The following is a 23,806-nucleotide window of genomic DNA, read 5'->3' on the forward strand; positions in this document are numbered from 1 at the left end:
CACGGCTACCTGGTGGAAAATGACTATGCATATCACCCTACGACAACTTGAAGTGTTTGCTGAGGTACTGAAAAGCGGCTCGACGACTCAGGCATCTGTGATGTTGTCATTGTCGCAGTCGGCGGTTAGCGCCGCGCTTACCGATTTAGAGGGGCAACTTGGTGTCCAGCTATTTGACCGCGTGGGTAAGCGCCTGGTCGTTAATGAGCACGGGCGATTACTCTATCCTCGCGCGCTGGCGCTGCTTGAGCAAACAACTGAAATTGAGCAGCTTTTTCGTGAAGATAATGGCGCTATTCGCGTATACGCCAGCAGCACCATTGGTAATTACATTCTTCCTGCCATGATCGCCCGCTACCGGCAGGATTTTCCTGATTTGCCACTGGAGCTGAGCGTGGGCAACAGTCAGGATGTTATCAACGCGGTACTGGATTTTCGGGTAGACATTGGGCTTATCGAAGGCCCTTGCCACAGCACGGAAATTATCTCTGAACCGTGGCTGGAAGATGAGCTGGTGGTCTTTGCTGCGCCGTCTTCGCCATTAACGAAGGGGCCCGTTACGCTGGAACAACTGGCAGCGTCGCCCTGGATCCTCCGCGAGCGTGGTTCCGGTACGCGTGAGCTTGTTGATTACCTGCTGTTGTCGCATTTGCCGAGGTTTCAAATGGCCATGGAGCTGGGTAATTCAGAAGCGATTAAACATGCTGTGCGTCATGGATTAGGTATTAGCTGTCTGTCGCGTCGTGTCATTGAGGAACAGTTGCGGGCCGGAACGCTGAGCGAAGTTCCCGTGCCACTACCGCGGTTAGTTCGCACTCTCTGGCGTGTCCATCATCGTCAAAAACACCTCTCCAATGCGCTGCTGCGTTTTTTACGTTATAGCGATCAGGTGGAACAGGCCGGGTAAGGCGCAGGTGTGGCGGAAGCAGGTAGTGCCGACACGCTCTTACCTGATGGGGCTATGTTTATCTGGTCTGCACGCTTTCAAATCTCTGCTTTACTTATAATCCGCGGCCAGTCATGAAGGTCTCTTATAACAGCGCATTTGTGCCGGAAGAATGCCGTTTCGTCTGCTACAATCGCGCCTCATTTTTTGGATGGATAGCATTTTCACATGGTTTCCGAAACTAAAACCACAGAAGCGCCCACGCTACGTCGTGAACTGAAAGCGCGTCACCTGACGATGATTGCCATTGGTGGCTCCATCGGTACGGGTCTTTTCGTTGCATCTGGTGCAACCATTTCTGCGGCGGGTCCTGGCGGCGCGCTGTTTTCCTATATTCTGATTGGTCTGATGGTGTACTTCCTGATGACCAGTCTTGGTGAATTAGCCGCGTATATGCCGGTTTCCGGTTCGTTCTCCACCTACGGTCAGAACTATGTAGAAGAAGGCTTTGGCTTCGCGCTGGGCTGGAACTACTGGTACAACTGGGCGGTAACCATTGCCGTTGACCTTGTGGCTGCACAACTGGTGATGAGCTGGTGGTTCCCGGATACGCCCGGCTGGATCTGGAGTGCGTTGTTCCTGTGCGTCATCTTCCTGCTGAACTACATCTCGGTCAGGGGTTTTGGTGAAGCGGAGTACTGGTTCTCGCTGATCAAAGTTACCACCGTTATTATCTTCATTGTGGTTGGCGTGATGATGATCGTCGGTATCTTTAAAGGCGCTCAACCGGTGGGCTGGAGCAACTGGACGACAGGTGAGGCTCCTTTTGCCGGTGGTTTTGCGGCGATGATTGGCGTGGCGATGATCGTCGGTTTCTCTTTCCAGGGCACCGAGTTGATTGGTATCGCTGCAGGCGAATCTGAAGATCCTGAGAAGAACATTCCTCGCGCTGTGCGTCAGGTGTTCTGGCGAATCCTGTTGTTCTATGTGTTCGCTATTTTGATCATCAGCCTGATTATTCCATACACTGACCCAAGCCTGCTGCGCAATGATGTTAAAGACATCAGCGTCAGTCCGTTCACGCTGGTATTCCAGCACGCCGGCCTGCTTTCTGCGGCGGCGGTGATGAACGCCGTTATCCTGACAGCGGTATTGTCGGCGGGTAACTCCGGGATGTATGCGTCAACGCGTATGCTTTATACCCTGGCATGTGATGGTAAAGCGCCGCGTATTTTCGCTAAGCTGTCTCGTGGCGGTGTACCGCGTAATGCGTTATATGCGACCACGGTGGTGGCAGGGTTGTGCTTCCTGACTTCAATGTTTGGCAACCAGACTGTGTACCTGTGGCTGCTGAATACCTCCGGGATGACGGGCTTTATCGCCTGGCTGGGGATTGCCATTAGCCACTATCGTTTCCGTCGTGGCTATGTGCTGCAGGGGCATGATGTGAAGGATCTGCCGTATCGTTCAGGTTTCTTCCCGCTGGGTCCGATCTTTGCTTTCGTGTTGTGCCTGATTATTACGCTGGGACAAAACTACGAAGCATTCCTGAAAGATACCATTGACTGGGGCGGTGTGATGGCAACCTATATCGGTATCCCGCTGTTCCTGATTATCTGGTTTGGCTACAAGCTGACAAAAGGAACCCATTTTGTTCGCTACAGCGAAATGCACTTCCCGGGGCGAGTGAAGAAATAACCTGTTAGACAGACCTGTCCGGATCCAGCATTTATGCCGTCATCCGGCAGACAAAATAACAAAAACCCCGGCATTATTCGTGCCGGGGTTTTTTATTGCACTGTACTTAGAAGTTGTAAGTCAGGCCAACGGTATAGCGACGACCATCGAGAACGGTGTCGTAGGTATCGTAATTGATTTGCTTATCCAGAACGTTATACACGCCAGCAGTCAGCAACAGATCTTTGTTGGCGTAGTAACGCAAGCCGACGTCAACCTGAGTATAGGAAGGGGTTCCTTGTGCCATTGAGGTACGGCTCAGGTACTCGGATGTTTTACCGCGCAAGTTCAGACGGCTCCAGAAGCCGATATCCTGCGTAGCCTGCCAGTCCAGCGTAGTGTTAAACATATGTTTTGGCATTTTATTCAGCGGCTGACCAGAGAACTGACCGCTTTTCTGCTCAGACTCGGTGTAGGTGTAGTTAGCTGTCCAGTTGAGGTCAGAGGTAATCTTCCAGCCGAAGGTGGACTCTACGCCGCGCATGTTGGCTTTATCAACGTTAACCCGATCGCTGACAAAATCGTAACTGGTTGTGCCGATGGTGCAGGCAGGATCGGAACTGCTGTTACAGCGGCGAACTTCGGTAATTTTGTTTTTGAAGTCAGTGTTGAACAGAGTGACGCCTGCGTTGAGGTCGTTACCGTTGTCCCACAGCAACCCGATTTCTTCACTCAGGCTTTTCTCCGGTTTCAGATCCGGGTTACCTACAATGATACCGTTCAGGCGACCACCGCCGGTGACCTGTCCCCAACTGGCAGATGACTGACGCAGGTCTGGTGCACGATAGCCTGCTGAAACACCGCCTTTTAAGGTCCATTGATCGCTAAGATGCCATACGCCATAGCCACGCGGCGTCCAGTTATCACCGTAGTTTTCATCTTTGTCCATACGCAGACCACCGGTCAGCGTAAAGGTATCGGTAACGGCCCATTCATCTTCGGCAAACAGCGCCCAGCTCCAGCGAGTTAGCTTGTTCAGACCATCTGCCGCTTGCAACTGGTTACCGTTATCGCGCAGTTTTTCATAACGGTACTGTCCACCCGCCGTCAGGGTATGTGCCCCGAGGAAGATCTGGTTCTGGTTATTGAAGATGGTGTTGTAGGACTTCATCTGGCGACCGGGATTCTCGCTCTCTTCCTGCTGAACATAGCTGGTGGTATTGAAGTCGTCATAGTAACCGCTGTGGGTTAATGAATAGGTGGTGTGCACATACTTGCTTTCGCTTTTGCTGTTTGGCTTACAGGTGCCGTTGCGGCAGCTCTCTGCGGCCATTGACTTGCCTGGCGTGCTGTCGCGATCCTGCAGTTCACGTGCGTAATCGAAGTCAATATCGTTTTTATCATCCGGCGTAAAGTTCAGGGTTAATCCCCCGCTACGCATACGCTGCTCATTGTAACCATTGACGATTTCATCTTCCGCACGGTGAGAGAATAAACCGGTGACTTTTGCGCCGAGTAACCCGTCAATCAGCGGCCCGGAAGCATAGGCGTTAGTCTGGTAAATATCGCCAGAATCCCGGTCTTCCTGGAAAGTTGCATCGCCATGCAAGGAGCCGGTCCAGGCTTTGGTATTCGAGACTTTTTTGGTAATTACGTTGATGACGCCGCCCATTGCATCAGAGCCGTAGAGCGAAGACATAGGGCCACGGATCACTTCGATACGTTCAATGGATTCCAGCGGGGGGAGCCAGCCTTGCTCAATGCCAGAGTTATCGCTGTTGGGACGTGTACCACGCGTGCTGATACGTTTACCGTTTACCAGGAAAAGCGTGTATTGCGAAGCCATCCCGCGAATGCTGATATCGCTACTGCTACCACCACCTGTTACGACGACGCCAGGTACATCTTTTAGCGCATCGGTGACATCACGGTAAGCTTTATCCTCTATCTGCTGCTTGGTGATCACAGAAATAGAGGCGGGGGCGTCCTGAATTTTTTGCTCAAACCCGGTGGCTGTAACAACGACGGTATCCTGGTCAGCAGCATAGACGAGTGATGGGAGACTGGCGACGCATACTGCGGCAGCAACAGCCTTAACGTGAGGTATAGTCATTTGTATCATTCCATTTAAATGAATTTACCCGTAATACTTCAAGTTGCAGGTGTGCTGACTAAGCTCGTTCACCCCAGGAACGTAATTATGTGCGTTCCTGGGATTTACTCCCCTGCCGCATGATCCGGCAAGAGGGCCTCACCCCTTCGGGGCCAGCACTGTTCAAAATGCAATTGCATTTTGTCCTACAACTCGAATTCTTAGGGTAACGATCAACTCGTCATGACAAAGGCCATGACAATTATATGTATTTGTCTTTTAAGGACTCTTTTAAGTAAAGAAGCTAGGAGATTGTACAAAAGTGTGAATGTTTGTAAACACAAATGATAATTGGAATCATTTGTGTTTGATATGATTGACAAGGAAAAGCTTTTTCAGTCAATGAGATAGCGGCAAAATAAAAATGGAGAAAAAATGAGGAAATGATGGAGAAACAAAGAGGGCGGACGCCCTCAGTGCGTTACTTCAACAGATATTGTGCGTGGAAGCGCAGATGATCTTCAATGAACGACGCAATAAAATAATAGCTATGATCGTATCCGGGCTGAATGCGTAACGTCATCGGCCACGCCGTCTGACGAGCCGTTTCTGCCAGCACCGCAGGTTGAAGTTGATCGGCAAGGAACTGATCGCTGTCACCCTGATCGATGAGTGTTGGAATGGCATCTTCTGGCTTACTGGCTAACATTAACGCGCAGCTATCCCATGCGGCCCAGGTCGTCTTATCATCGCCCAGATAGGCACTAAATGCCTTTTCTCCCCACGGAACACGGCATGGGTTTACGATTGGCGCAAACGCGGAAACACTGGTGTATTTACCGGGGTTTTTCAGCGCCATAATCAGTGCGCCGTGACCGCCCATGGAGTGTCCGCTGATGGCGCAGCGATCGCTGACGTTAAACTGTGACTGAACCAGTGCCGGAAGCTCATCGCGCAAGTAGTCATACATGCGGAAATGCGAAGCCCATGGCTGCTGTGTGGCATTGAGATAAAATCCGGCACCTTGACCTAAATCGTACCCGTCATCATTGGCCACCTGTTCACCGCGCGGGCTGGTATCTGGCATCACCAGAACAATCCCCAACTCAGCTGCAATACGCTGCGCGCCTGCTTTGGTAGTAAAATTCTCATCATTGCAGGTCAGACCCGACAACCAATACAGTACCGGAGGCGGGGTGTTATCGCGCGGCGGAGGGAGAAAAATGCTGAAAGTCATGGTGCAATTTAACGTAGCGGAGTCGTGACGCCAGCGTTGCTGCCAGCCTTCAAAACAGCGGTGCTCTTCAAGCATTTCCATGCGTGGCTCCTTGTTGTGTCGAATCTGAATGTGTTTGCGAACCCATCATAATACAGATTATTCATTGCACTGTGAGTAACTTTCACTTCCGCATTGGGCAAACATACTTCATCATCTATATAACTTTACATTAACACTCATACTCACCGGGTTGAACGGCAAGTAGGATCTGTGCATTAACAGGCTGCGCCAATTTCAATAATTATCGCGGTGAATACTGGATTATGTGCGCCGCCTCACGCACAATGTTCTGGCTGTGACACAGCCTAAAAACTTTGCCCCACGCAGGGCAGAGGCGCCACACCTGCAGGAGAAGAAGAAATGTCATCACTCAGTAAAGAAGCGGCCCTGGTTCATGAAGCGCTGGTCGCACGTGGTCTCGAAACCCCGTTGCGCCCGCCCGTGCATGAGATGGATAACGAAACGCGCAAACGTCTTATCTCCGGCCATATGACCGAGATTATGCAATTGCTCAATCTTGATTTGAGCGATGACAGTCTGATGGAAACCCCACATCGCATCGCTAAAATGTATGTTGATGAGATTTTCTCCGGTCTCGATTACGCGAACTTCCCGAAAATTACCGTCATTGAAAATAAAATGAAGGTTGATGAGATGGTCACGGTTCGTGATATCACGCTGACCAGCACCTGTGAGCATCACTTTGTCACAATTGATGGCAAAGCGACGGTGGCGTACATCCCGAAAGAGTCTGTGATTGGCCTGTCGAAGATTAATCGCATTGTGCAATTCTTTGCGCAGCGTCCACAGGTACAAGAACGTCTGACTCAGCAAATTTTGACCGCGCTGCAAACGCTGCTCGGTACTAATAATGTGGCGGTTTCAATTGATGCGGTGCATTACTGCGTGAAAGCGCGCGGTATCCGTGATGCGACCAGTGCGACCACTACCACCTCGCTTGGCGGGCTGTTTAAGTCCAGCCAGAATACGCGTCAGGAATTCCTGCGCGCCGTGCGTCACCACAACTGATTAGGGCAGGGAACCATGGAGCGTAATGTCACGCTGGATTTTATTCGTGGCGTTGCCATCCTTGGTATCCTGCTTCTCAATATTAGCGCCTTTGGTTTGCCGAAGGCGGCATACCTGAACCCTGCCTGGTATGGCAACATTACCCTGTCGGATGCCTGGACCTGGGCGGTGCTTGATCTCTTCGCGCAGGTGAAGTTCCTTACTCTTTTTGCGCTGTTGTTCGGCGCAGGCCTGCAAATGCTGTTGCCGCGCGGCAAACGCTGGATCCAGTCGCGACTCACTCTGCTAGTTTTGCTGGGTTTTATTCACGGCTTATTATTATGGGATGGCGATATCCTGCTGGCATACGGCTTAATTGGTCTTATCTGCTGGCGGCTGATCCGCGACGCTCCTTCGGTCAAAAGCCTGTTTAATACCGGTGTGCTGCTCTACCTCGTAGGTATCGGCGTATTGCTGCTGCTTGGCGTTATTTCCGGGGGCGAAACCAGCCGGGCCTGGACGCCGGATGCCTCTGCACTGCTGTATGAAAAGTTCTGGAAGATTAACGGCGGTATGGAAGCGGTCAGTAACCGCGTGGATATGCTGTCGAACAGCCTGCTGGCACTGGGGGCGCAGTACGGCTGGCAGCTTGCGGGAATGATGCTGCTCGGCGCGGCATTGATGCGCAGCGGCTGGCTGAAAGGACAATACAGTTTGTCGCATTATCGTCGTACCGGCGCGTTGTTGGTCATCATCGGAATGGCGATTAACCTGCCGGCTATCGTCGCCCAATGGCATCTGGAGTGGGCATATCGCTGGTGTGCTTTTCTGTTACAAGCCCCGCGAGAACTGAGCGCACCGTTTCAGACTATCGGTTACGCCGCATTGATGTTTGGTTTCTGGCCGCAACTTAACCGCTTTAAATTTGTTATTGCCATTGCCTGCGTAGGACGCATGGCATTGACCAATTATCTTCTGCAAACGCTCATCTGCACCACACTGTTCTATCAGTTTGGTCTGTTTATGAAGTTTGACCGGCTGGAACTGCTGTATTTCGTTATCCCTGTTTGGACTATAAACCTTCTTTTCTCCGTCATTTGGCTACGTTTTTATCGGCAAGGTCCGGTGGAGTGGCTGTGGCGTCAATTAACCCTGCGTGCCTCAGGGTCGTCATTGCCGGGAACATCCAGATAACGATCTGGATCACATTCATTAACAAAACGGATGTAAGCGTTTTCATTCCTGTGACATGACTCACGCAGTGCTATTCATCGTGCTGACAAAATACACAATCCAGGGTGTCTGTGGGCAACCGCAATCTCAAACAGGGTAGTGAATATGATCACCATACGTGATGTGGCACGTCAGTCTGGCGTTTCTGTGGCGACCGTTTCCCGCGTACTGAATAACAGCGCGTTGGTGAGTCCAGATACTCGCGAAGCGGTAATGAAGGCAGTGACTCAGCTAGGCTATCGGCCCAATGCTAATGCGCAAGCGCTGGCCACGCAGGTGAGTGACACTATTGGTGTAGTGGTGATGGATGTTTCAGATGCGTTCTTTGGTGCGCTGGTGAAAGCCGTAGATATGGTTGCCCAGCAGCATCAGAAGTATGTGCTGATTGGTAACAGTTATCATGAAGCAGAAAAAGAACGTCATGCCATCGAAGTCCTGATCCGTCAGCGTTGTAACGCGCTGATTGTTCACTCAAAAGCGTTGAGTGACCAGGAACTGGGGGAGTTTATGGATCAGATCCCCGGAATGGTATTGATCAACCGTATTGTGCCGGGCTACGCCCACCGTTGTGTCTGCCTGGACAATATCAGCGGGGCCAAAATGGCGACCCGTATGCTGCTCAATAACGGGCACCAACGCATAGGGTATCTGGCGTCAAGTCATCGTATTGAAGATGACGCGATGCGTAGAGAAGGGTGGCTAAGCGCGTTGAAAGAAAACGGAATTACTCCGGCAGAAAGCTGGGTTGGCACCGGTTCGCCCGATATGCAGGGCGGAGAATCAGCGATGGTGGAACTGCTGGGACGTAATTTGCAACTGACGGCGGTCTTCGCTTACAACGACAATATGGCCGCCGGGGCGCTTACTGCGCTAAAAGACAACGGTATCGCCATTCCGTTACATCTGTCTATCATTGGTTTCGATGATATCCCTATTGCGCGTTACACCGATCCGCAGCTGACGACCGTGCGCTATCCTATTGCATCAATGGCAAAAATGGCGACAGAGCTCGCACTACAAGGCGCTGCGGGTACGTTGGATCCTGCGGCGACCCATTGCTTTATGCCAACGCTGGTGCGTCGTCATTCTGTGGCGTTGCGGCAGAATGCGGCACCGATCACTAACTGATAATGTCACTCGATGTAACCGTTTTCAATATGTGAGTAAATTCACAGTATCTTAACAATGCCATAGCTATGATGACACTGTTTGTTGCGCTGTAACTACTATGTAACGGTGAATAATCACTTTCATCGAGGTATAGGCGTCTTAAACAAAAATTAAAGCCTGTTTTTGGAGCGTTGCCAGACACGGAAGAAATATTTTTAAAAGTGAGCTTCGGCGTTCAGTAACAGTTTAGTAACGTTCTGCCCTGCCGAGCATTTATCTCAAGTACTACCCTGCATAATAAAACCGGAGATACCATGAATAAGAAGGTGTTGACCCTGTCTGCTGTAATGGCAAGCATGTTATTCGGCGCGGCTGCGCACGCTGCTGATACCCGCATTGGTGTGACGATTTATAAGTATGACGATAACTTTATGTCTGTGGTGCGTAAGGCTATTGAGAAAGATGCCAAAGCGGCGCCAGATGTCCAGTTGCTGATGAACGACTCCCAGAACGATCAATCCAAGCAAAACGATCAGATTGATGTATTGCTGGCTAAAGGCGTTAAAGCACTGGCTATCAACCTGGTTGACCCGGCTGCAGCAGGCACGGTAATTGAGAAAGCTCGTGGTCAGAACGTACCGATTGTGTTCTTCAACAAAGAACCTTCACGTAAAGCGCTGGACAGCTATGACAAGGCCTTCTATGTCGGTACCGACTCTAAAGAATCTGGCATCATCCAGGGTGATTTGATTGCTAAACACTGGGCAGCAAACCCGAACTGGGATCTGAACAAAGACGGTAAAATTCAGTTTGTTCTGCTGAAAGGCGAGCCGGGACATCCGGATGCTGAAGCACGTACTACCTACGTGATTAAAGAGCTGAACGACAAAGGCATTAAAACTGAGCAGCTGCAGTTAGATACCGCCATGTGGGATACCGCTCAGGCGAAAGATAAAATGGATGCGTGGATGTCCGGTCCAAACGCCAACAAAATTGAAGTTGTGATTGCGAATAATGACGCAATGGCAATGGGTGCAGTTGAAGCGCTGAAAGCACACAACAAAACCAGCGTTCCGGTATTTGGCGTGGATGCGTTGCCTGAAGCTCTGGCTCTGGTGAAATCTGGCGCAATGGCCGGTACCGTGCTGAACGACGCCAATAACCAGGCGAAAGCAACCTTCGATCTGGCGAAAAACCTGGCTGAAGGCAAAGGTGCGGCAGACGGCACAACCTGGAAAATTGAGAACAAAATTGTTCGCGTTCCGTATGTAGGTGTCGATAAAGACAATCTGGCTGAGTTCACCAATAAATAAGTCTATACACACCATACATCAAGTTGCCTGTGCGTTGGTTGTGCTCGTTCACCCCAGTTACATAGTTATCTATGTGGCTGGGGACTCACTCACTCACCGCCTTCCTGCAACTCGAATTTTTTAGTGTATATGTCTGTGGGCGCAATTCTGTTGCGCCCTCAATTACGCACTCAGCAAGGCCAACAAGGTATAATTATGGTCAGCACTAATACTCAGTCGTCAGGCGAATACTTGTTGGAAATGAGCGGCATCAACAAGTCCTTTCCCGGCGTTAAGGCTCTTGATAATGTCAATTTAAAAGTCCGCCCACATTCTATTCACGCCTTAATGGGGGAGAATGGAGCTGGAAAGTCAACATTATTAAAATGTCTTTTTGGAATCTATCAAAAAGATTCCGGTAGTATTTTATTTCAGGGTAAAGAAATCGATTTTCATTCTGCTAAAGAAGCGCTTGAAAATGGTATCTCGATGGTACACCAGGAATTGAACCTGGTATTACAACGTTCCGTAATGGACAACATGTGGCTAGGGCGTTATCCCACCAAAGGCATGTTTGTTGACCAGGATAAAATGTACCGGGATACCAAAGCGATATTTGATGAACTGGATATTGATATCGATCCGCGTGCGCGCGTCGGTACATTGTCAGTTTCGCAAATGCAGATGATAGAAATTGCTAAAGCGTTTTCGTACGATGCCAAAATCGTCATCATGGATGAACCTACCTCGTCTTTGACGGAGAAAGAGGTTAATCATCTGTTCACGATTATTCGTAAACTGAAAGAGCGTGGATGCGGTATCGTTTATATTTCTCACAAAATGGAAGAAATCTTCCAGTTGTGCGATGAAATTACCGTGCTACGTGATGGTCAGTGGATTGCGACCCAGCCACTGGAAGGGCTGGATATGGATAAGATCATCGCCATGATGGTGGGACGTTCGCTGAACCAACGTTTCCCGGATAAAGAGAACAAGCCTGGCGAAGTGATTCTGGAAGTGCGTAACCTGACATCTCTGCGTCAGCCGTCGATTCGTGATATCTCTTTTGACCTGCATAAAGGGGAGATCCTTGGCATTGCCGGTCTGGTTGGTGCAAAACGCACAGATATTGTTGAAACACTTTTTGGTATTCGTGAGAAATCATCAGGTACGATTACGCTACACGGCAAAAAAATTAATAACCACAGTGCGAATGAAGCCATTAACCATGGTTTTGCGCTGGTGACGGAAGAACGTCGCTCAACGGGCATTTATGCTTATCTGGATATCGGTTTTAACTCGTTAATATCCAATATCCAAAACTATAAAAATAAAGTTGGCCTGTTGGATAATACCCGTATGAAAAGCGATACCCAATGGGTAATTGACTCCATGAGGGTGAAAACACCAGGTCACCGTACACAAATTGGTTCACTGTCCGGTGGCAACCAGCAAAAGGTAGTTATTGGCCGTTGGTTGTTAACACAGCCAGAAATACTGATGCTGGATGAGCCAACACGTGGGATCGATGTTGGTGCAAAATTTGAAATTTATCAGTTAATTGCGGAGCTGGCGAAAAAAGGGAAGGGGATTATCATTATTTCCTCCGAAATGCCGGAGCTGTTAGGTATTACCGATCGTATTCTGGTTATGAGCAATGGTCTTGTGGCTGGAATTGTTGAAACTAAAACGACAACGCAAAACGAAATTCTCCGTCTTGCGTCTTTGCACCTTTAAGATTAGGGGCTCCTCATGAGTGCGTTAAATAAGAAAAGTTTTCTTACTTACCTGAAAGAAGGCGGAATTTACGTTGTTCTTTTAGTTTTGCTGGCGATTATTATTTTCCAGGACCCTACTTTCTTAAGTTTGCTGAACTTGAGTAATATTCTGACGCAATCCTCGGTGCGTATTATTATCGCACTGGGTGTTGCCGGACTGATTGTCACCCAGGGGACAGACCTGTCTGCAGGTCGTCAGGTTGGTCTGGCTGCGGTGGTCGCTGCTACCTTGCTGCAGTCGATGGAGAATGCCAATAAGGTGTTCCCGGAAATGGCCACCATGCCGATCATTGTGGTGGTGCTGATTGTCTGTGTTATCGGTGCCATTATTGGTCTGGTGAACGGTATCATCATTGCGTACCTGAATGTGACCCCGTTTATTACCACTCTCGGTACGATGATCATCGTTTACGGTATCAACTCACTGTATTACGACTTTGTCGGGGCCTCGCCAATTTCTGGCTTTGACAGCGGATTCTCCACCTTTGCGCAGGGCTTTATTGCGCTGGGTAGTTTCCGACTCTCCTATATCACTTTCTACGCATTGATTGCAGTGGCCTTTGTTTGGGTACTCTGGAACAAGACCCGCTTTGGTAAAAACATTTTCGCTATCGGCGGTAACCCCGAAGCGGCGAAAGTATCTGGCGTTAACGTCGCGCTGAACCTGCTGATTATCTATGCGCTGTCTGGCGTGTTCTATGCTTTCGGTGGCTTACTGGAAGCCGGACGTATCGGCTCTGCGACCAACAACCTCGGCTTTATGTATGAGCTGGATGCGATTGCGGCGTGCGTGGTCGGCGGCGTGTCGTTCAGTGGTGGTGTCGGTACCGTATTTGGTGTTGTGACCGGTGTTATTATCTTCACCGTTATCAACTACGGTCTGACCTATATCGGCGTGAACCCTTACTGGCAGTACATTATTAAGGGCGGCATTATCATCTTCGCGGTGGCGCTGGACTCACTGAAATACGCACGTAAGAAGTAACGTAACTATGCAAAAGCCCGGGGCAGATTTCTCTGCCCCGGGCTTTTATGTTCTTCGTGTTACAGCGTTAGCGCATGTTCTTTCTCACCGGCTTTAAATTTTACCTCCCCTAAATCGATACAGGCTACCGGGCAGACGTGACCGCACAGCAGACAACCCACGCATTTTTCGGTGTTGCAGTGTGGTGTACGGGTTTCTTCATTCCATTCCATCGCCTGATGTCCACCGTCATAGCAGGAGATGTAGCAGCGCCCGCAGCCAACGCATTTATCGAGGTTGATATGTGGGTAGACAATATAACTGCGGTCAAGATCCTCGGCGGGAATGATATTGGTATTGGCAAGGCCAACCATATCCTCCAGCGAATCAAAGCCCTGATCGGCAAGATAGTGCGACAGCCCGCTGGTCATATCCTCCACAATCCGATAGCCATACTGCATGATCCCGGTAGTGACCTGCAGCGTAGCGGCACCCAGGAGCAAGAATTCAGCAGCATCTTCCCAGGTTTCAATGCCACCAATGCCGCTAATCGGAAAATCTTGTAGTTCAGGGTGGGTACGCAGTTGTTGTATAAAACGTAGGGCGATGGGTTTTACTGCCTTGCCGGAGTAGCCGGAAATACTGGATTTGCCGTTGACTACTGGCATGCCGATTTTCCGGTTCAGGTCGATATTGGTGATAGATTTTACGGTATTGATGGTGGCAATACCGTCGGCACCTCCGCGTTTAGCCGCCAGAGCCACTTCACACATATCGCCAATATTGGGTGTCATTTTGGCTAACATTGGCAGTGAAGAACCGCGTTTAACTGCCCGACAATATTTCTCGACCAGCTCCGGGCTTTGTCCCACATCGCTGCCCATCGCATGAGATGTCATCTGCGGACACGAGAAGTTGCACTCGATCATATCCGCACCCGCTTCTTCGACCAGGTGTGCCAGCTCCTGCCATTGCTGCTCATTTTCCCCCATGATCGATGCGATTAGCACTTTATCCGGGTAATTTTGCTTCAGCCTACGAATGGCGGCCAGATTCTCTTCCAGTGGGTGTTCAGCAATTTGCTCCATATTTTTGAAGCCAATGAAGCCAGTATCTTCTTTGGTCAGATGGTCAAAGCGTGGGGAGACTTCATTGGCGATAAAGAAACCAATTGTTTTAAAAACAATTCCGCCCCAGCCGGTATCGTAGGCTTTGGCGCACATCTCATAACAGTTACCCACCGGAGAAGAAGAGAGGCAAAACGGGTTGGGAAATTTTACGCCGCAAAAAGTAATAGAAAGATCTTTTGTTAACATGAGCAAGCTCCCTCTAAATAGTGATGAATAGCCTGAGCGGCTTCTTTCCCGGTTTTCACGGCATAGACGACGGTTTTATCGCCTTTAACGATATCGCCCGCGGCAAACAGAACCGGATCGGCGGTTTGATAATTTTGCGTATCGATAAGATTACGCTCTGGCTTTAACGCCGCGAAACCATCAAGTTGAGCGTGTTGGCCAACGGCGAGAATAATCTTTTCGGCTTCAAACGTGAGTTCTCCTGGCTGACGAACATGCTGAAAGCTGACTCTATTCCCGGTAACCTCTACGGGTGTGAAGCCGTCAATGATCGATACGTCTAACGCTTGCGTACTGGTGAACTCTTTGTCGCTGGCGGGGAATTCAGCGAGTTCTTCACGTGCGACACAGGTGACTGACGGACAGCCAAGGAGTTTTAACGTACTGGCGACATCCATTGCCACATCGCCGCCACCGATGATCAACGCACTTTGCGGTACGGCAATATCGCCGCCGGACTGGCGGGCACGTTGCAGGAAATCGACGGCAATCTCGACATTATTTGCATTGTTAAACAATGGCAGGGTCGAGCCGTAGGACATGCCTACGGTAAGCAGCACAGCGCGATTTTCCGCTTTAAGTTGCTCAACGGAGAGGGCGTTGCCGACTTCACAATGGCATTTAATGGTGACGCCCATTTCAACGATACGAGCAATCTCGACATCCAGAACAGATTGCGGCAGCCGAAACTCAGGAATGCCATAGCGCAGCCAGCCGCCTGGCTGAGGCTGTTTTTCGTAAATTGTCACGTCGTAACCCAGATTGCTCAAGGTTACACTGGCCTGCAACCCTGCCGGGCCTGCGCCGATAATGGCAATCTTGCCCAGCGTTTTCGTTCCGGGTTGATAAATTTTCATTGCCGTCTGCTGTTCAAAATCGGTAATAAAACGTTGCAGACGTGCGATATCGATAGGTTTATCAATTCCTGAACGCGTACACCCGCGTTGACATAATTTTTCGGTTGGACATACCCGGGCGCATACGGCTCCGAGCGCATTATTTTCACGGATCGTTTCGGCTGCGCCTTTAAAATTGCGAAAATAAATAGAGCGAATAAATTTCCCGGGATCGGTTTGCGCCGGACAATCCTGGCTACAGGGGGCATCGTGACATAATAAACAGCGGGAGGCCTCTTTTATTGCTAATAATGGCGTAAAAGCAGGCGTCAGCTCATCCAGATAATTTTGTTGTGGCATATTTTCTTCCTTAATGCTTGAGTAAATTAAGGCGAACCGTTAATAACAAAATATAAAATTAGAAAAAATAATTTCTAAGGCTATTCTCAAGGCTAGCACTGCAGGAAGAGTATTCTGTGAAAGGATTCACAAATAGAGGACAGTGTCAGGGAAATGCTGGTGGACAGCATTTATCCCTTATGTTGAAATAACAATTGTTCTCATAATATTAGTTATTCTCAAACACTAATATTACATAAATGTCCTTATCGATAAAAGACTAAATAAATAACCATCCCAAAAGATAAGCATCCGCACCCGGCATAAACAAGAACATAACACCAGAATTGCAGTGGATCTTCATTGCGGTAGGCATATACCGGTTCACGTGCGTTCTTCTTTATTTTATCAACGGCCCCAGAGCGCCAGCCTTTCCATGCTTCACGAAAGCAAAACACAGGGATGAGAAGAAAGGCCAAAACGACGAAGAGTGTTTGCACATCCATGCTTATTTTCCTTGTTTCTTTTGTAATTCAAGTAACTGTTCTGGCGTTACCGCCGGATAACCCTGAGCATCATCCGGTACCTGATGCATTGTCGGGATCGGCACCAGCGGGCCTAAAAAACGAGGCTCGCGCTTAAAGAGATAGAGATCGGCCAGCGCCCCAAAACGGGCGCCGAATTCACGTACCCGTACGGTCAGCATATCTTTAGGTGAAGGCACCGCGTAGCACTGGGCTTGAATGCCCATATGAAGTGCAATAAACAAGGCGCGTTCACAGTGGAATCGCTGGGTAATGATGATGAAATCATTGGTATCAAACACTTTGCGGGTCCGCACAATGGAGTCGAGCGTGCGGAATCCGGCATAATCGAGCACGATGTCGGCAGGATCGACGCCTGCGGCAATCAGATCTTTACGCATCGTCATCGGTTCGTTATAACTTTGCTGTGCGTTATCGCCACTGAGTAGCAGGTAATTCACCTTACCGCTGTTATAAGCGTTTAATGCGCCCTGAATGCGGTAGCGGTAATACTGGTTAATGACGCCGGTACGGTAGTATTTCGCTGTGCCTAATACCACGCCGACCTGGCGATAGGGTAAATCCTGCAATTCGTCGTAGATGTAAGGTGCTGTCTTCCAGCTCATCCATCTGTCGAGACCAAGCACAGTTAACAGCAGCAAGCCGATCAGGACTAACAAGCTGTAAAACACGCGCTTTAACATGCGGAAAACTCGATAATTGGATGGAATTTCAATCAGGCTACTGTACCCGACGGCGTAGCGCAAGAAACAGCAACCTGATTGAGGGGATTTTCAACAATCCAGCCGTGATAAGCGTCGAGCCATCAGGAAATTAACCCAGCAGTACGCGACTGATGTTATTGCATCCCAATGCTTTCAGGGTAGCGGAAGTGGCATCCCACTGGATTAATGGCGCATCGGCTTTTTCTGCCAGCACCGCGCGTTGAATGTCCGGGTAATCATAGCCGTTGAGGTTCAACAGGTTTAATGCGCCCTGCAGCGGAGGCAGAGTTGGGTTGAAGGCGGCGTTTTCAGCATAGCTGCCACTGAAGATTTGACCATCTTTGCACTCAAGCGCAACACCGCTCGGGGAGTGACTGTATGGCATATGACAATGATTAGCGGCGGTAATCGCCGCCTGGGTCAGCGTATCGCCTTCCAGCGCGAAGCCGTGATCCTGCTCATCCATCAGCAAAGTTTTGATGTCTAAATCTTTCGGGCCGAAAGCATCCGGCAAATAGTCGCGCAGGGCGTGCGGCTCACGTCCTGGCAGGTGAATGCGTAAATCCAGCCCGCTGTTCAGTTCATTCATAAACTGACGGCAGTGACCGCAAGGGGTGTAGTTTACGGTGATGGCGGCGAGTCCCTTTTCACCGCGTAACCAGGCGTGACTGATGGCGCTTTGCTCGGCATGAACAGTTTGCTGCATCGTCGCGCCAAGGAACTCCATATTCCCACCGAAATACCAGGTACCACTGATACCACGCGCAATTGCGCCAACGTTAAAATGGGAGAGATCGGTACGAGCGCAGGCAGCAGCCAGCGGCAGCAGAGCGAATGCCAGCGCGTCTTCGTCCAGTCCCGATTCGCGTTTAAGCACAGAGACCTGCTCAGCAGTTAACATGGCGGGGAAATGAACATCCGCCAGAAGGGGAGCCAGGGCTGATTGCAAGTTATCCGCGAGTTGGGCAAAAGAAGTTTGAAAACGTGGATGCATGGCGATGCCTCATAACAATGTAATGGAATCGTAGTTTACGGGCCTGTTACGCCTTTATATGTGATTCATATCTCATTATGTATGCAACTTATGAAACTTAAATTAAAAATGTGCAACGCATCGCAAATAAATGACCTAAAAATCAGGATTAGCCGAACAGTGCCAGAATAACCGGGAACAGGAACGGAGCCACCAGTGAAGTGATTATCCCGCAAATGACCAGCGCCAGAGAACTAAATGCGCCTTCCTGGTAGTCAAGCTCAGCACAGCGTGCGGTGCCCAGGGCGTGCGAGGCAGTACCCATTGCCAGCCCACGTGCAGCCTTGGTGCGAATCCGCATTGCATTCAGCAGAGTATGGCCAAATACGGCACCGAGGATGCCGACAAAAATAACGCAGACAGCGCTGATTGCCGGGATGCCGCCGATACTTCCTCCTACCGCCATGGCGATAGGTGTTGTCACTGATTTAGGCATGATAGACGCGGCAATTTCCGGTGAAGCCCCCAGTAGCAAAGCAATAGATGTGCCGGTAACCATCGCCACTACGCTGCCTGCGAAACAGATAGCAATAATGGACTTCCAGCGGGCGCGGATTTGGTGCAATTGCTCATACAGCGGATAGGCCAGCGCGACCACCGCAGGCTGCAGTAAATCGTTGAGAACCTCGCTGCCTTTAAAATAGTGATCGTAGGGAATACCGGTCAGGATCAGAAAGGGAATAATGACCACCATGGCGACGAGCAGTGGATTCAGCAGCGGCATTTTGATCCGCATAGCCAGCTTACGAGCGGCAAAAAATACCGCCAGCGTTAGGGGTAACGACCACCAGATATACGACATCATTCTTTAGATCCTTTCTGCCCAACGATTTTTCGTTCACCGTGCACAAGATGCGAGCTCCAGCTCACTACCAGGAAAACGACCAGTGTACTAATGGTGCAGGACACCACCACCGGACCAAATTGCGCACGGAGCAAGTCAAAGTACTGCATGATCCCTACACCAATTGGGACAAACAGAAGGGCCATATAGCGAATCAGGACATAGCAACCCGGATTAACCCATTTCGCAGGCAAGATTTGCAGCGCCAGCAGGACAAACAGGATTAGCATGCCGATAATGCTGCCCGGAATAGTTATGGGGAGCAGGGAAGCAAGAAAAATACCTGCATAGAGGCAGGCATAAATCAGTACGAAAGCGCGTATATATTGCCAGATAATATTCAGTGACTTGCTCATAGTAGAAACCCTTGACGAGACTGATTCATCATACAATTAAACTTTAAAACGTGCTACCGATCACATCATGAATTCTAAGCATAGTGGAAATAGATAACGGGAACATCGGCTAAACTCTGCGCTGAATACAGAATAGCGGTAAGTAACAGCTTCTCTGTGCTTTAAACCCTATCTCAGAGAAGTTACCATAGCGCCTCTCTTTTTTGCGGGTAACAATATGCGTGTTTTACTGGCGCCGATGGAAGGTGTGCTCGACTCACTGGTTCGCGAGTTGCTGACTGAAGTCAATGACTATGATCTCTGTATCACCGAATTTGTCCGGGTGGTGGATCAACTCCTGCCGGTAAAAGTGTTCCATCGCATTTGTCCTGAGTTGCTCAACGCCAGCCGTACGACATCCGGCACACGGGTGCGCATACAACTGCTGGGGCAGTATCCGCAGTGGCTGGCGGAGAATGCGGCCCGCGCGGTTGAACTGGGCTCGTTTGGTGTCGATCTGAACTGTGGCTGCCCGTCGAAACTGGTTAACGGCAGTGGCGGCGGCGCAACGTTATTAAAGGATCCGGAGCTTATCTACCGGGGGGCAAAAGCGATGCGCGAGGCCGTTCCGGACCATTTGCCGGTGACGGTAAAAGTACGCCTCGGCTGGGACAGCAGCGACAGACAGTTTGAAATTGCCGATGCCGTTCAGCAGGCAGGTGCCAGCGAGCTGGCGGTTCATGGCCGAACCAAAGAGCAGGGCTACAAGGCTGAGCACATTAACTGGCAGGCTATTGGTGAAATTCGCAAACGTCTCACTATCCCGGTTATCGCTAATGGAGAAATCTGGGACTGGCAGAGTGCCCAGGATTGCATGGCTATTACCGGATGTGACGCCGTGATGATAGGACGTGGTGCACTCAACATCCCTAATCTTAGTCGTGTGGTGAAATACAACGAACCGCGTATGCCGTGGCCTGATGTGGTGACGTTGCTGAAAAAATATACCCGGCTGGAAAAACAGGGCGATACCGGTCTATACCACGTGGCGCGTATCAAACAGTGGCTGGGATATTTACGTAAAGAGTATTCAGAGGCGACAACGCTGTTTCAGGAAATTCGCGCATTAAATAATTCACCGGATATCGCGCGTGCGATTCAGGCCATTGAGTGTTAACTGAGCGCTGATACCTCTGTTTAGTAAGCCGGATATGGCGGTTATGCCACCATCCGGCATCAGAGTTGAGATATTGCCTGATGGCAATTCGCTTATCAGGCGTGTTGGATCCGGAATCGACATCAGAAAATCATCTTAAACACACCCGTCACCACCAACAGCCCAATCAGAAAAATAATTAAAATAACCCACAGCAGAATTTTCATTAACTTTCCTTATTTTTGGTAAGTTCAGGTTGAGTATAGGAAAGCATCAGCAATTCTGCCTGGCGGTTTCATTACTCCGGCTTACGTGCGCTGAGAAGAAATATCATTGGACGCTCTTTCTCTTCATCCAGCGCCGGGTTAGCGGCAATCTGTTCAGCAGACGGACCCCATTCATTAAGGCTTATGATCTGAAAACCGGCGGCAATCAGCGCATTAATCCACGTGGCCAGTTTACGGTGTTGTTTTTTGACGCCTTCGGCGAACCAGTTACTGATGCGTTCGCCTTCCTGCTGATAGTGATTAACCGGCCAGGATTGTTGCCCGGTTTTATCTTTGATCCAGCCCTGGGTCAGTGGTGCGGTATAAATAGGGTGCTCGGCAGAAAATACCAGCATTCCGCGCGGTGTTAGTGACTGATAAATCGTTGTCAGTAATCGTTCAATATTCTGCAAATAGTGCAGGGCGAGTGAGCTATAGACCAGATCAAATGAACCCGGCGAGAGCGTGAGTGTTTCAAGATCTTCGCGCTGGTACACGATCCCATCGCCATGGGTCATACTGCGCGCCTTGGCTAACATCTTCTCTGAAATATCCAGACCCACAACGCTTGCAGCGTGATTATTTCTCGCGTAGCGGCAAAACCAGCCATATCCGCAGCCTAAATCAAGAATATTTTTACCCTGTAGCGGAGGAAGCAGCGTTTGTATTGTTGGCCATTCTGGTGCACCGTCGAGCCCCTTTACTGAACGATCCAGTGTGGCATATCCGGCAAAGAACTCAGGATCATCATAGATATTTTGTGACATATCGGCTCCATTCATAAATTATTAGAATAATATTATCCATAATATTTAACTGGTATATATTTTTCTGATTATATATTTTAATTTCCAAAGATGTATTGCCACGCGTAACTAAAAAAGCGAGTGCGACAAGTCGTAATCTCTGCACCTCTTTTCTTATCTGCGTACCTCCATGAATCGTAATTCTGTTCTTGTCGCTACGGCATGTTTGCCGCTTTTTATTCTGATGGCGGGCTGCGCCCCTATGCACGATAACCGCCAGCTACTGTCACAGCAGACCCCCTCTGCAAACGTTGATTCCACATTACCAGCGGCATTGAAAAACGGTTGGCCAGATAGCCAGTGGTGGAAGGCGTATCACGATCCACAGCTTAATGCGTTGATTGACAGTACGTTACAGAACTCTCCTGATATGCAAGTGGCGGAGCAGCGTATTCAGCTGGCGGAAGCGCAGGCTCAGGCCATAGAAGCGCAGGATGGACCGCAGATTGATTTTTCCGCAGGCGTTGAGCGTCAGAAAATGTCCGCCGAAGGTGTGATGGGACCGTTTGCCATTACCGATCCCGCGGCTGGTACTACGGGGCCGTGGTACACCAATGGAACATTTGGTTTAACCGCTGGCTGGGACCTGGATCTATGGGGCAAAAACCGGGCAGAAGTCGCGGCGCGCATTGGTGAGGTTAAAGCGCGTGAGGCCGAGCGTGAGCAAACCCGACAACTGCTGGCAAGCAGTGTGTCTCGTCTGTACTGGGAGTGGCAGACACAGGCGGCGCTGAAAACCGTGCTAACGCAGATTAAAAATGAGCAACAGAATGTCATCACAGCGGATCGCCAACTGTATCAAAACGGTATTACCTCTTCGGTGGAGGGGGTGGAAACCGATATCGATTCCAGCAAAACAGAGCAGCAACTGAACGATGTCAGTGGAAAAATGAAGGTGATCGAGGCGCGACTGCTCGCCCTGACCAATACACAATCCACCTCCCTGAAGCTTAATGCCGCGACTATGCCGGTGGTGGAAAGTCGGTTGCCGTCCCGGTTAGGTTACTCACTACTGGCTCGCCGCCCTGATTTACAGGCTGCACACTGGTATATTGAATCGTCGATGAGCAGTATTGATGCGGCGAAAGCTGCGTTTTATCCCGACGTTAACCTGATGGCATTTTTACAGCAGGACGCGTTACATCTGAGCGATCTGTTCCGTCATTCCGCGCAACAAATGGGGGTGTCTGCCGGGCTGACGTTGCCTGTCTTTGATAGTGGCAGACTGAATGCAAATCTCGATATGACCACCGCGCAAAGCAATCTGACGGTTGCCAGTTACAACAAAGCCGTAGTGGACGCGGTGAATGATGTGGCACGTGCGGCAACGCAGGTGGAAACATTGGCGCAGAAGAATCAGCATCAGCAGCAGATTGAACATGACGCGCAGCGTATAGTGGGACTCGCCCAGGCACGGTTTAATGCCGGTATCATTGCGGGGTCCCGCGTCAGCGAGGCAAAAATTCCGGCATTACGTGAGCAGTGTAACGCTCTGATTTTACAAGGTCAGTGGCTGGATGCTTCTATTCAGTTAACCAGCGCCCTGGGTGGCGGATACCACGCCTCCTGACTTTCCGGCCCGGCAGATATTTGTTGTCGGGCCAGTTTCATTGCGTTTTTTGTTTATTTCGCTGCTTCATCCACCAACGGGCAGCCACCACCAGGCCGACAACCAGAACCAGCCATATTCCGTGTTTAATATGCTGGTCGAGGCTGTGCAGCCACGGGGCAATCACTTCACCACCCACGTAACCGAGCGAAGTGAACAGCAGTGCCCAGACGAGCGCTCCCAGAATATTCAACGGTAAAAAGATTTTTGGTGGCAGGTGGCTGGCGCCAATCAGCAGGGGACCAATGACGCGGAATCCGTACATAAAACGTGTCCCGACCACAAAGAGGTAGGGACGTCGTTGGATCATTTTCTGTGCGTAATGAATTTTTGCCTGATGACGCGAGAAACGACGTAAAATTTTGCCGCCATAACGCCGTCCAAGTAAATAAAGTAACTGATCGCCTATCATCCCACCCAGCGCGACGGAGATGACAACCAGTGGAAATTTGAGCAATCCCTGATGTGCTGCAACGCCACCTAACAGGGTAATTGTTTCACCTTCGGCCAGGCTGCCAATAGTTAGCGCCGCATAGCCGTACTGCGCAATAAGACTGTTTATATCCATACGTCTGTATGACCTCCACAACTCTTAGCATACACCCTATAAATTGTTGATGCCGGAAAAGCCTCAGCGTAGCGCATCGGTATTTTTGTTG

General features: G+C 50.0%; 22 protein-coding genes. 10 read left to right on the forward strand and 12 right to left on the reverse strand.

What is annotated here, in order from left to right:
• Nucleotides 1-25: 25 nt before the first annotated feature.
• The gene (gene yieE, locus OGY01_RS03580; protein WP_045445036.1) at nt 26-907 is read left to right on the forward strand and encodes a DNA-binding transcriptional regulator YeiE; all 882 of its coding nucleotides are present in this window, start codon (nt 26-28) and stop codon (nt 905-907) included.
• 207 nt (nt 908-1,114) lie between these two features.
• Nucleotides 1,115-2,584, forward strand: coding sequence for a lysine-specific permease (lysP, locus tag OGY01_RS03585; protein ID WP_045445033.1), 1,470 nt, complete (start codon nt 1,115-1,117; stop codon nt 2,582-2,584).
• A 106-nt stretch (nt 2,585-2,690) separates the two neighbouring features.
• Here lysP and OGY01_RS03590 read toward each other — a convergent pair whose 3' ends face one another.
• Together OGY01_RS03590 and fghA are read right to left on the reverse strand one after the other, a co-directional pair.
• On the reverse strand, nt 2,691-4,676 hold the full coding sequence (locus OGY01_RS03590; RefSeq protein WP_048221043.1) for a ligand-gated channel protein: 1,986 nt from the start codon (nt 4,674-4,676) through the stop codon (nt 2,691-2,693).
• Between the two features lie 460 nt (nt 4,677-5,136).
• The gene (gene fghA / locus OGY01_RS03595) at nt 5,137-5,973 is read right to left on the reverse strand and encodes an S-formylglutathione hydrolase (RefSeq protein ID WP_284096298.1); all 837 of its coding nucleotides are present in this window, start codon (nt 5,971-5,973) and stop codon (nt 5,137-5,139) included.
• Between the two features lie 321 nt (nt 5,974-6,294).
• Between fghA and folE the strand changes: the two genes are divergently transcribed.
• The 6 genes from folE to mglC all read left to right on the forward strand — a co-directional run bounded on the left by folE (nt 6,295) and on the right by mglC (nt 13,340).
• Nucleotides 6,295-6,963 carry a GTP cyclohydrolase I FolE gene (folE, locus tag OGY01_RS03600; protein ID WP_043000121.1) on the forward strand — a complete coding sequence of 223 codons (669 nt, stop codon included), beginning with the start codon at nt 6,295-6,297 and terminating at the stop codon, nt 6,961-6,963.
• Between the two features lie 15 nt (nt 6,964-6,978).
• Nucleotides 6,979-8,136 (forward strand): DUF418 domain-containing protein YeiB, encoded by a 1,158-nt coding sequence (gene yeiB, locus OGY01_RS03605; RefSeq protein WP_286492441.1) that lies wholly within the window; start codon nt 6,979-6,981, stop codon nt 8,134-8,136.
• Between the two features lie 144 nt (nt 8,137-8,280).
• Nucleotides 8,281-9,303, forward strand: a complete 1,023-nt coding sequence (gene galS, locus OGY01_RS03610; RefSeq protein ID WP_045445018.1) for an HTH-type transcriptional regulator GalS — start codon at nt 8,281-8,283, stop codon at nt 9,301-9,303.
• Nucleotides 9,304-9,599: 296 nt separating this feature from the next.
• Nucleotides 9,600-10,598 carry a galactose/glucose ABC transporter substrate-binding protein MglB gene (gene mglB, locus OGY01_RS03615; protein WP_045445015.1) on the forward strand — a complete coding sequence of 333 codons (999 nt, stop codon included), beginning with the start codon at nt 9,600-9,602 and terminating at the stop codon, nt 10,596-10,598.
• A gap of 195 nt (nt 10,599-10,793) precedes the next feature.
• Nucleotides 10,794-12,314 (forward strand): galactose/methyl galactoside ABC transporter ATP-binding protein MglA, encoded by a 1,521-nt coding sequence (mglA, locus tag OGY01_RS03620; protein WP_045445012.1) that lies wholly within the window; start codon nt 10,794-10,796, stop codon nt 12,312-12,314.
• Nucleotides 12,315-12,329: 15 nt separating this feature from the next.
• Complete coding sequence (mglC, locus tag OGY01_RS03625) at nt 12,330-13,340, forward strand: galactose/methyl galactoside ABC transporter permease MglC (RefSeq protein ID WP_003027393.1); 1,011 nt, start codon at nt 12,330-12,332, stop codon at nt 13,338-13,340.
• Nucleotides 13,341-13,399: 59 nt separating this feature from the next.
• Here the strand turns inward: mglC and preA are convergent, their stop codons facing one another.
• From preA to OGY01_RS03660, 7 genes are all read right to left on the reverse strand, one after another.
• Complete coding sequence (preA, locus tag OGY01_RS03630) at nt 13,400-14,635, reverse strand: NAD-dependent dihydropyrimidine dehydrogenase subunit PreA (RefSeq protein ID WP_200012777.1); 1,236 nt, start codon at nt 14,633-14,635, stop codon at nt 13,400-13,402.
• Nucleotides 14,629-15,870 (reverse strand): NAD(P)-dependent oxidoreductase, encoded by a 1,242-nt coding sequence (locus OGY01_RS03635; protein WP_286492442.1) that lies wholly within the window; start codon nt 15,868-15,870, stop codon nt 14,629-14,631. Before OGY01_RS03635 ends, preA begins: the two co-directional genes overlap by 7 nt.
• A 245-nt stretch (nt 15,871-16,115) precedes the next feature.
• On the reverse strand, nt 16,116-16,355 hold the full coding sequence (locus OGY01_RS03640) for a DUF2542 family protein (RefSeq protein ID WP_048221049.1): 240 nt from the start codon (nt 16,353-16,355) through the stop codon (nt 16,116-16,118).
• Nucleotides 16,356-16,357: 2 nt separating this feature from the next.
• Complete coding sequence (gene sanA, locus OGY01_RS03645; RefSeq protein ID WP_045449709.1) at nt 16,358-17,077, reverse strand: outer membrane permeability protein SanA; 720 nt, start codon at nt 17,075-17,077, stop codon at nt 16,358-16,360.
• A 130-nt stretch (nt 17,078-17,207) separates the two neighbouring features.
• Nucleotides 17,208-18,092: a cytidine deaminase gene (gene cdd, locus OGY01_RS03650; RefSeq protein ID WP_048221050.1), complete on the reverse strand. Its 885-nt coding sequence runs from the start codon at nt 18,090-18,092 to the stop codon at nt 17,208-17,210.
• Between the two features lie 148 nt (nt 18,093-18,240).
• Nucleotides 18,241-18,936 carry a CidB/LrgB family autolysis modulator gene (locus OGY01_RS03655; RefSeq protein WP_045444993.1) on the reverse strand — a complete coding sequence of 232 codons (696 nt, stop codon included), beginning with the start codon at nt 18,934-18,936 and terminating at the stop codon, nt 18,241-18,243.
• Entirely contained in the window at nt 18,933-19,331 is a 399-nt protein-coding gene (locus OGY01_RS03660) for a CidA/LrgA family protein (protein ID WP_045444991.1), read from the reverse strand. Before OGY01_RS03660 ends, OGY01_RS03655 begins: the two co-directional genes overlap by 4 nt.
• Before the next feature lie 217 nt (nt 19,332-19,548).
• Here OGY01_RS03660 and dusC point away from each other — a divergent pair, with 217 nt between their 5' ends.
• Complete coding sequence (dusC, locus tag OGY01_RS03665; RefSeq protein ID WP_045444989.1) at nt 19,549-20,487, forward strand: tRNA dihydrouridine(16) synthase DusC; 939 nt, start codon at nt 19,549-19,551, stop codon at nt 20,485-20,487.
• A 122-nt stretch (nt 20,488-20,609) separates the two neighbouring features.
• Here dusC and yohP read toward each other — a convergent pair whose 3' ends face one another.
• Both yohP and OGY01_RS03675 read right to left on the reverse strand, forming a co-directional pair.
• Nucleotides 20,610-20,693, reverse strand: a complete 84-nt coding sequence (yohP, locus tag OGY01_RS03670) for a small membrane protein YohP (RefSeq protein ID WP_015572324.1) — start codon at nt 20,691-20,693, stop codon at nt 20,610-20,612.
• Between the two features lie 71 nt (nt 20,694-20,764).
• A complete protein-coding gene (locus OGY01_RS03675; RefSeq protein ID WP_286492443.1) occupies nt 20,765-21,499 on the reverse strand; it encodes a class I SAM-dependent methyltransferase in 735 nt (244 codons plus the stop codon).
• 169 nt (nt 21,500-21,668) lie between these two features.
• On the opposite strand from OGY01_RS03675, the gene mdtQ reads away from it, so the two are divergent.
• A complete protein-coding gene (mdtQ, locus tag OGY01_RS03680) occupies nt 21,669-23,108 on the forward strand; it encodes a multidrug resistance outer membrane protein MdtQ (protein ID WP_286492445.1) in 1,440 nt (479 codons plus the stop codon).
• A gap of 37 nt (nt 23,109-23,145) precedes the next feature.
• On the opposite strand, the gene OGY01_RS03685 is transcribed toward mdtQ, so the two are convergent.
• Nucleotides 23,146-23,715 (reverse strand): DedA family protein, encoded by a 570-nt coding sequence (locus OGY01_RS03685; protein WP_045444981.1) that lies wholly within the window; start codon nt 23,713-23,715, stop codon nt 23,146-23,148.
• Between the last annotated feature and the right edge of the window lie 91 nt (nt 23,716-23,806).

It is taken from the genome of Citrobacter sp. Cm038, assembly GCF_030333105.1.
Classification (GTDB): domain Bacteria; phylum Pseudomonadota; class Gammaproteobacteria; order Enterobacterales; family Enterobacteriaceae; genus Citrobacter; species Citrobacter murliniae.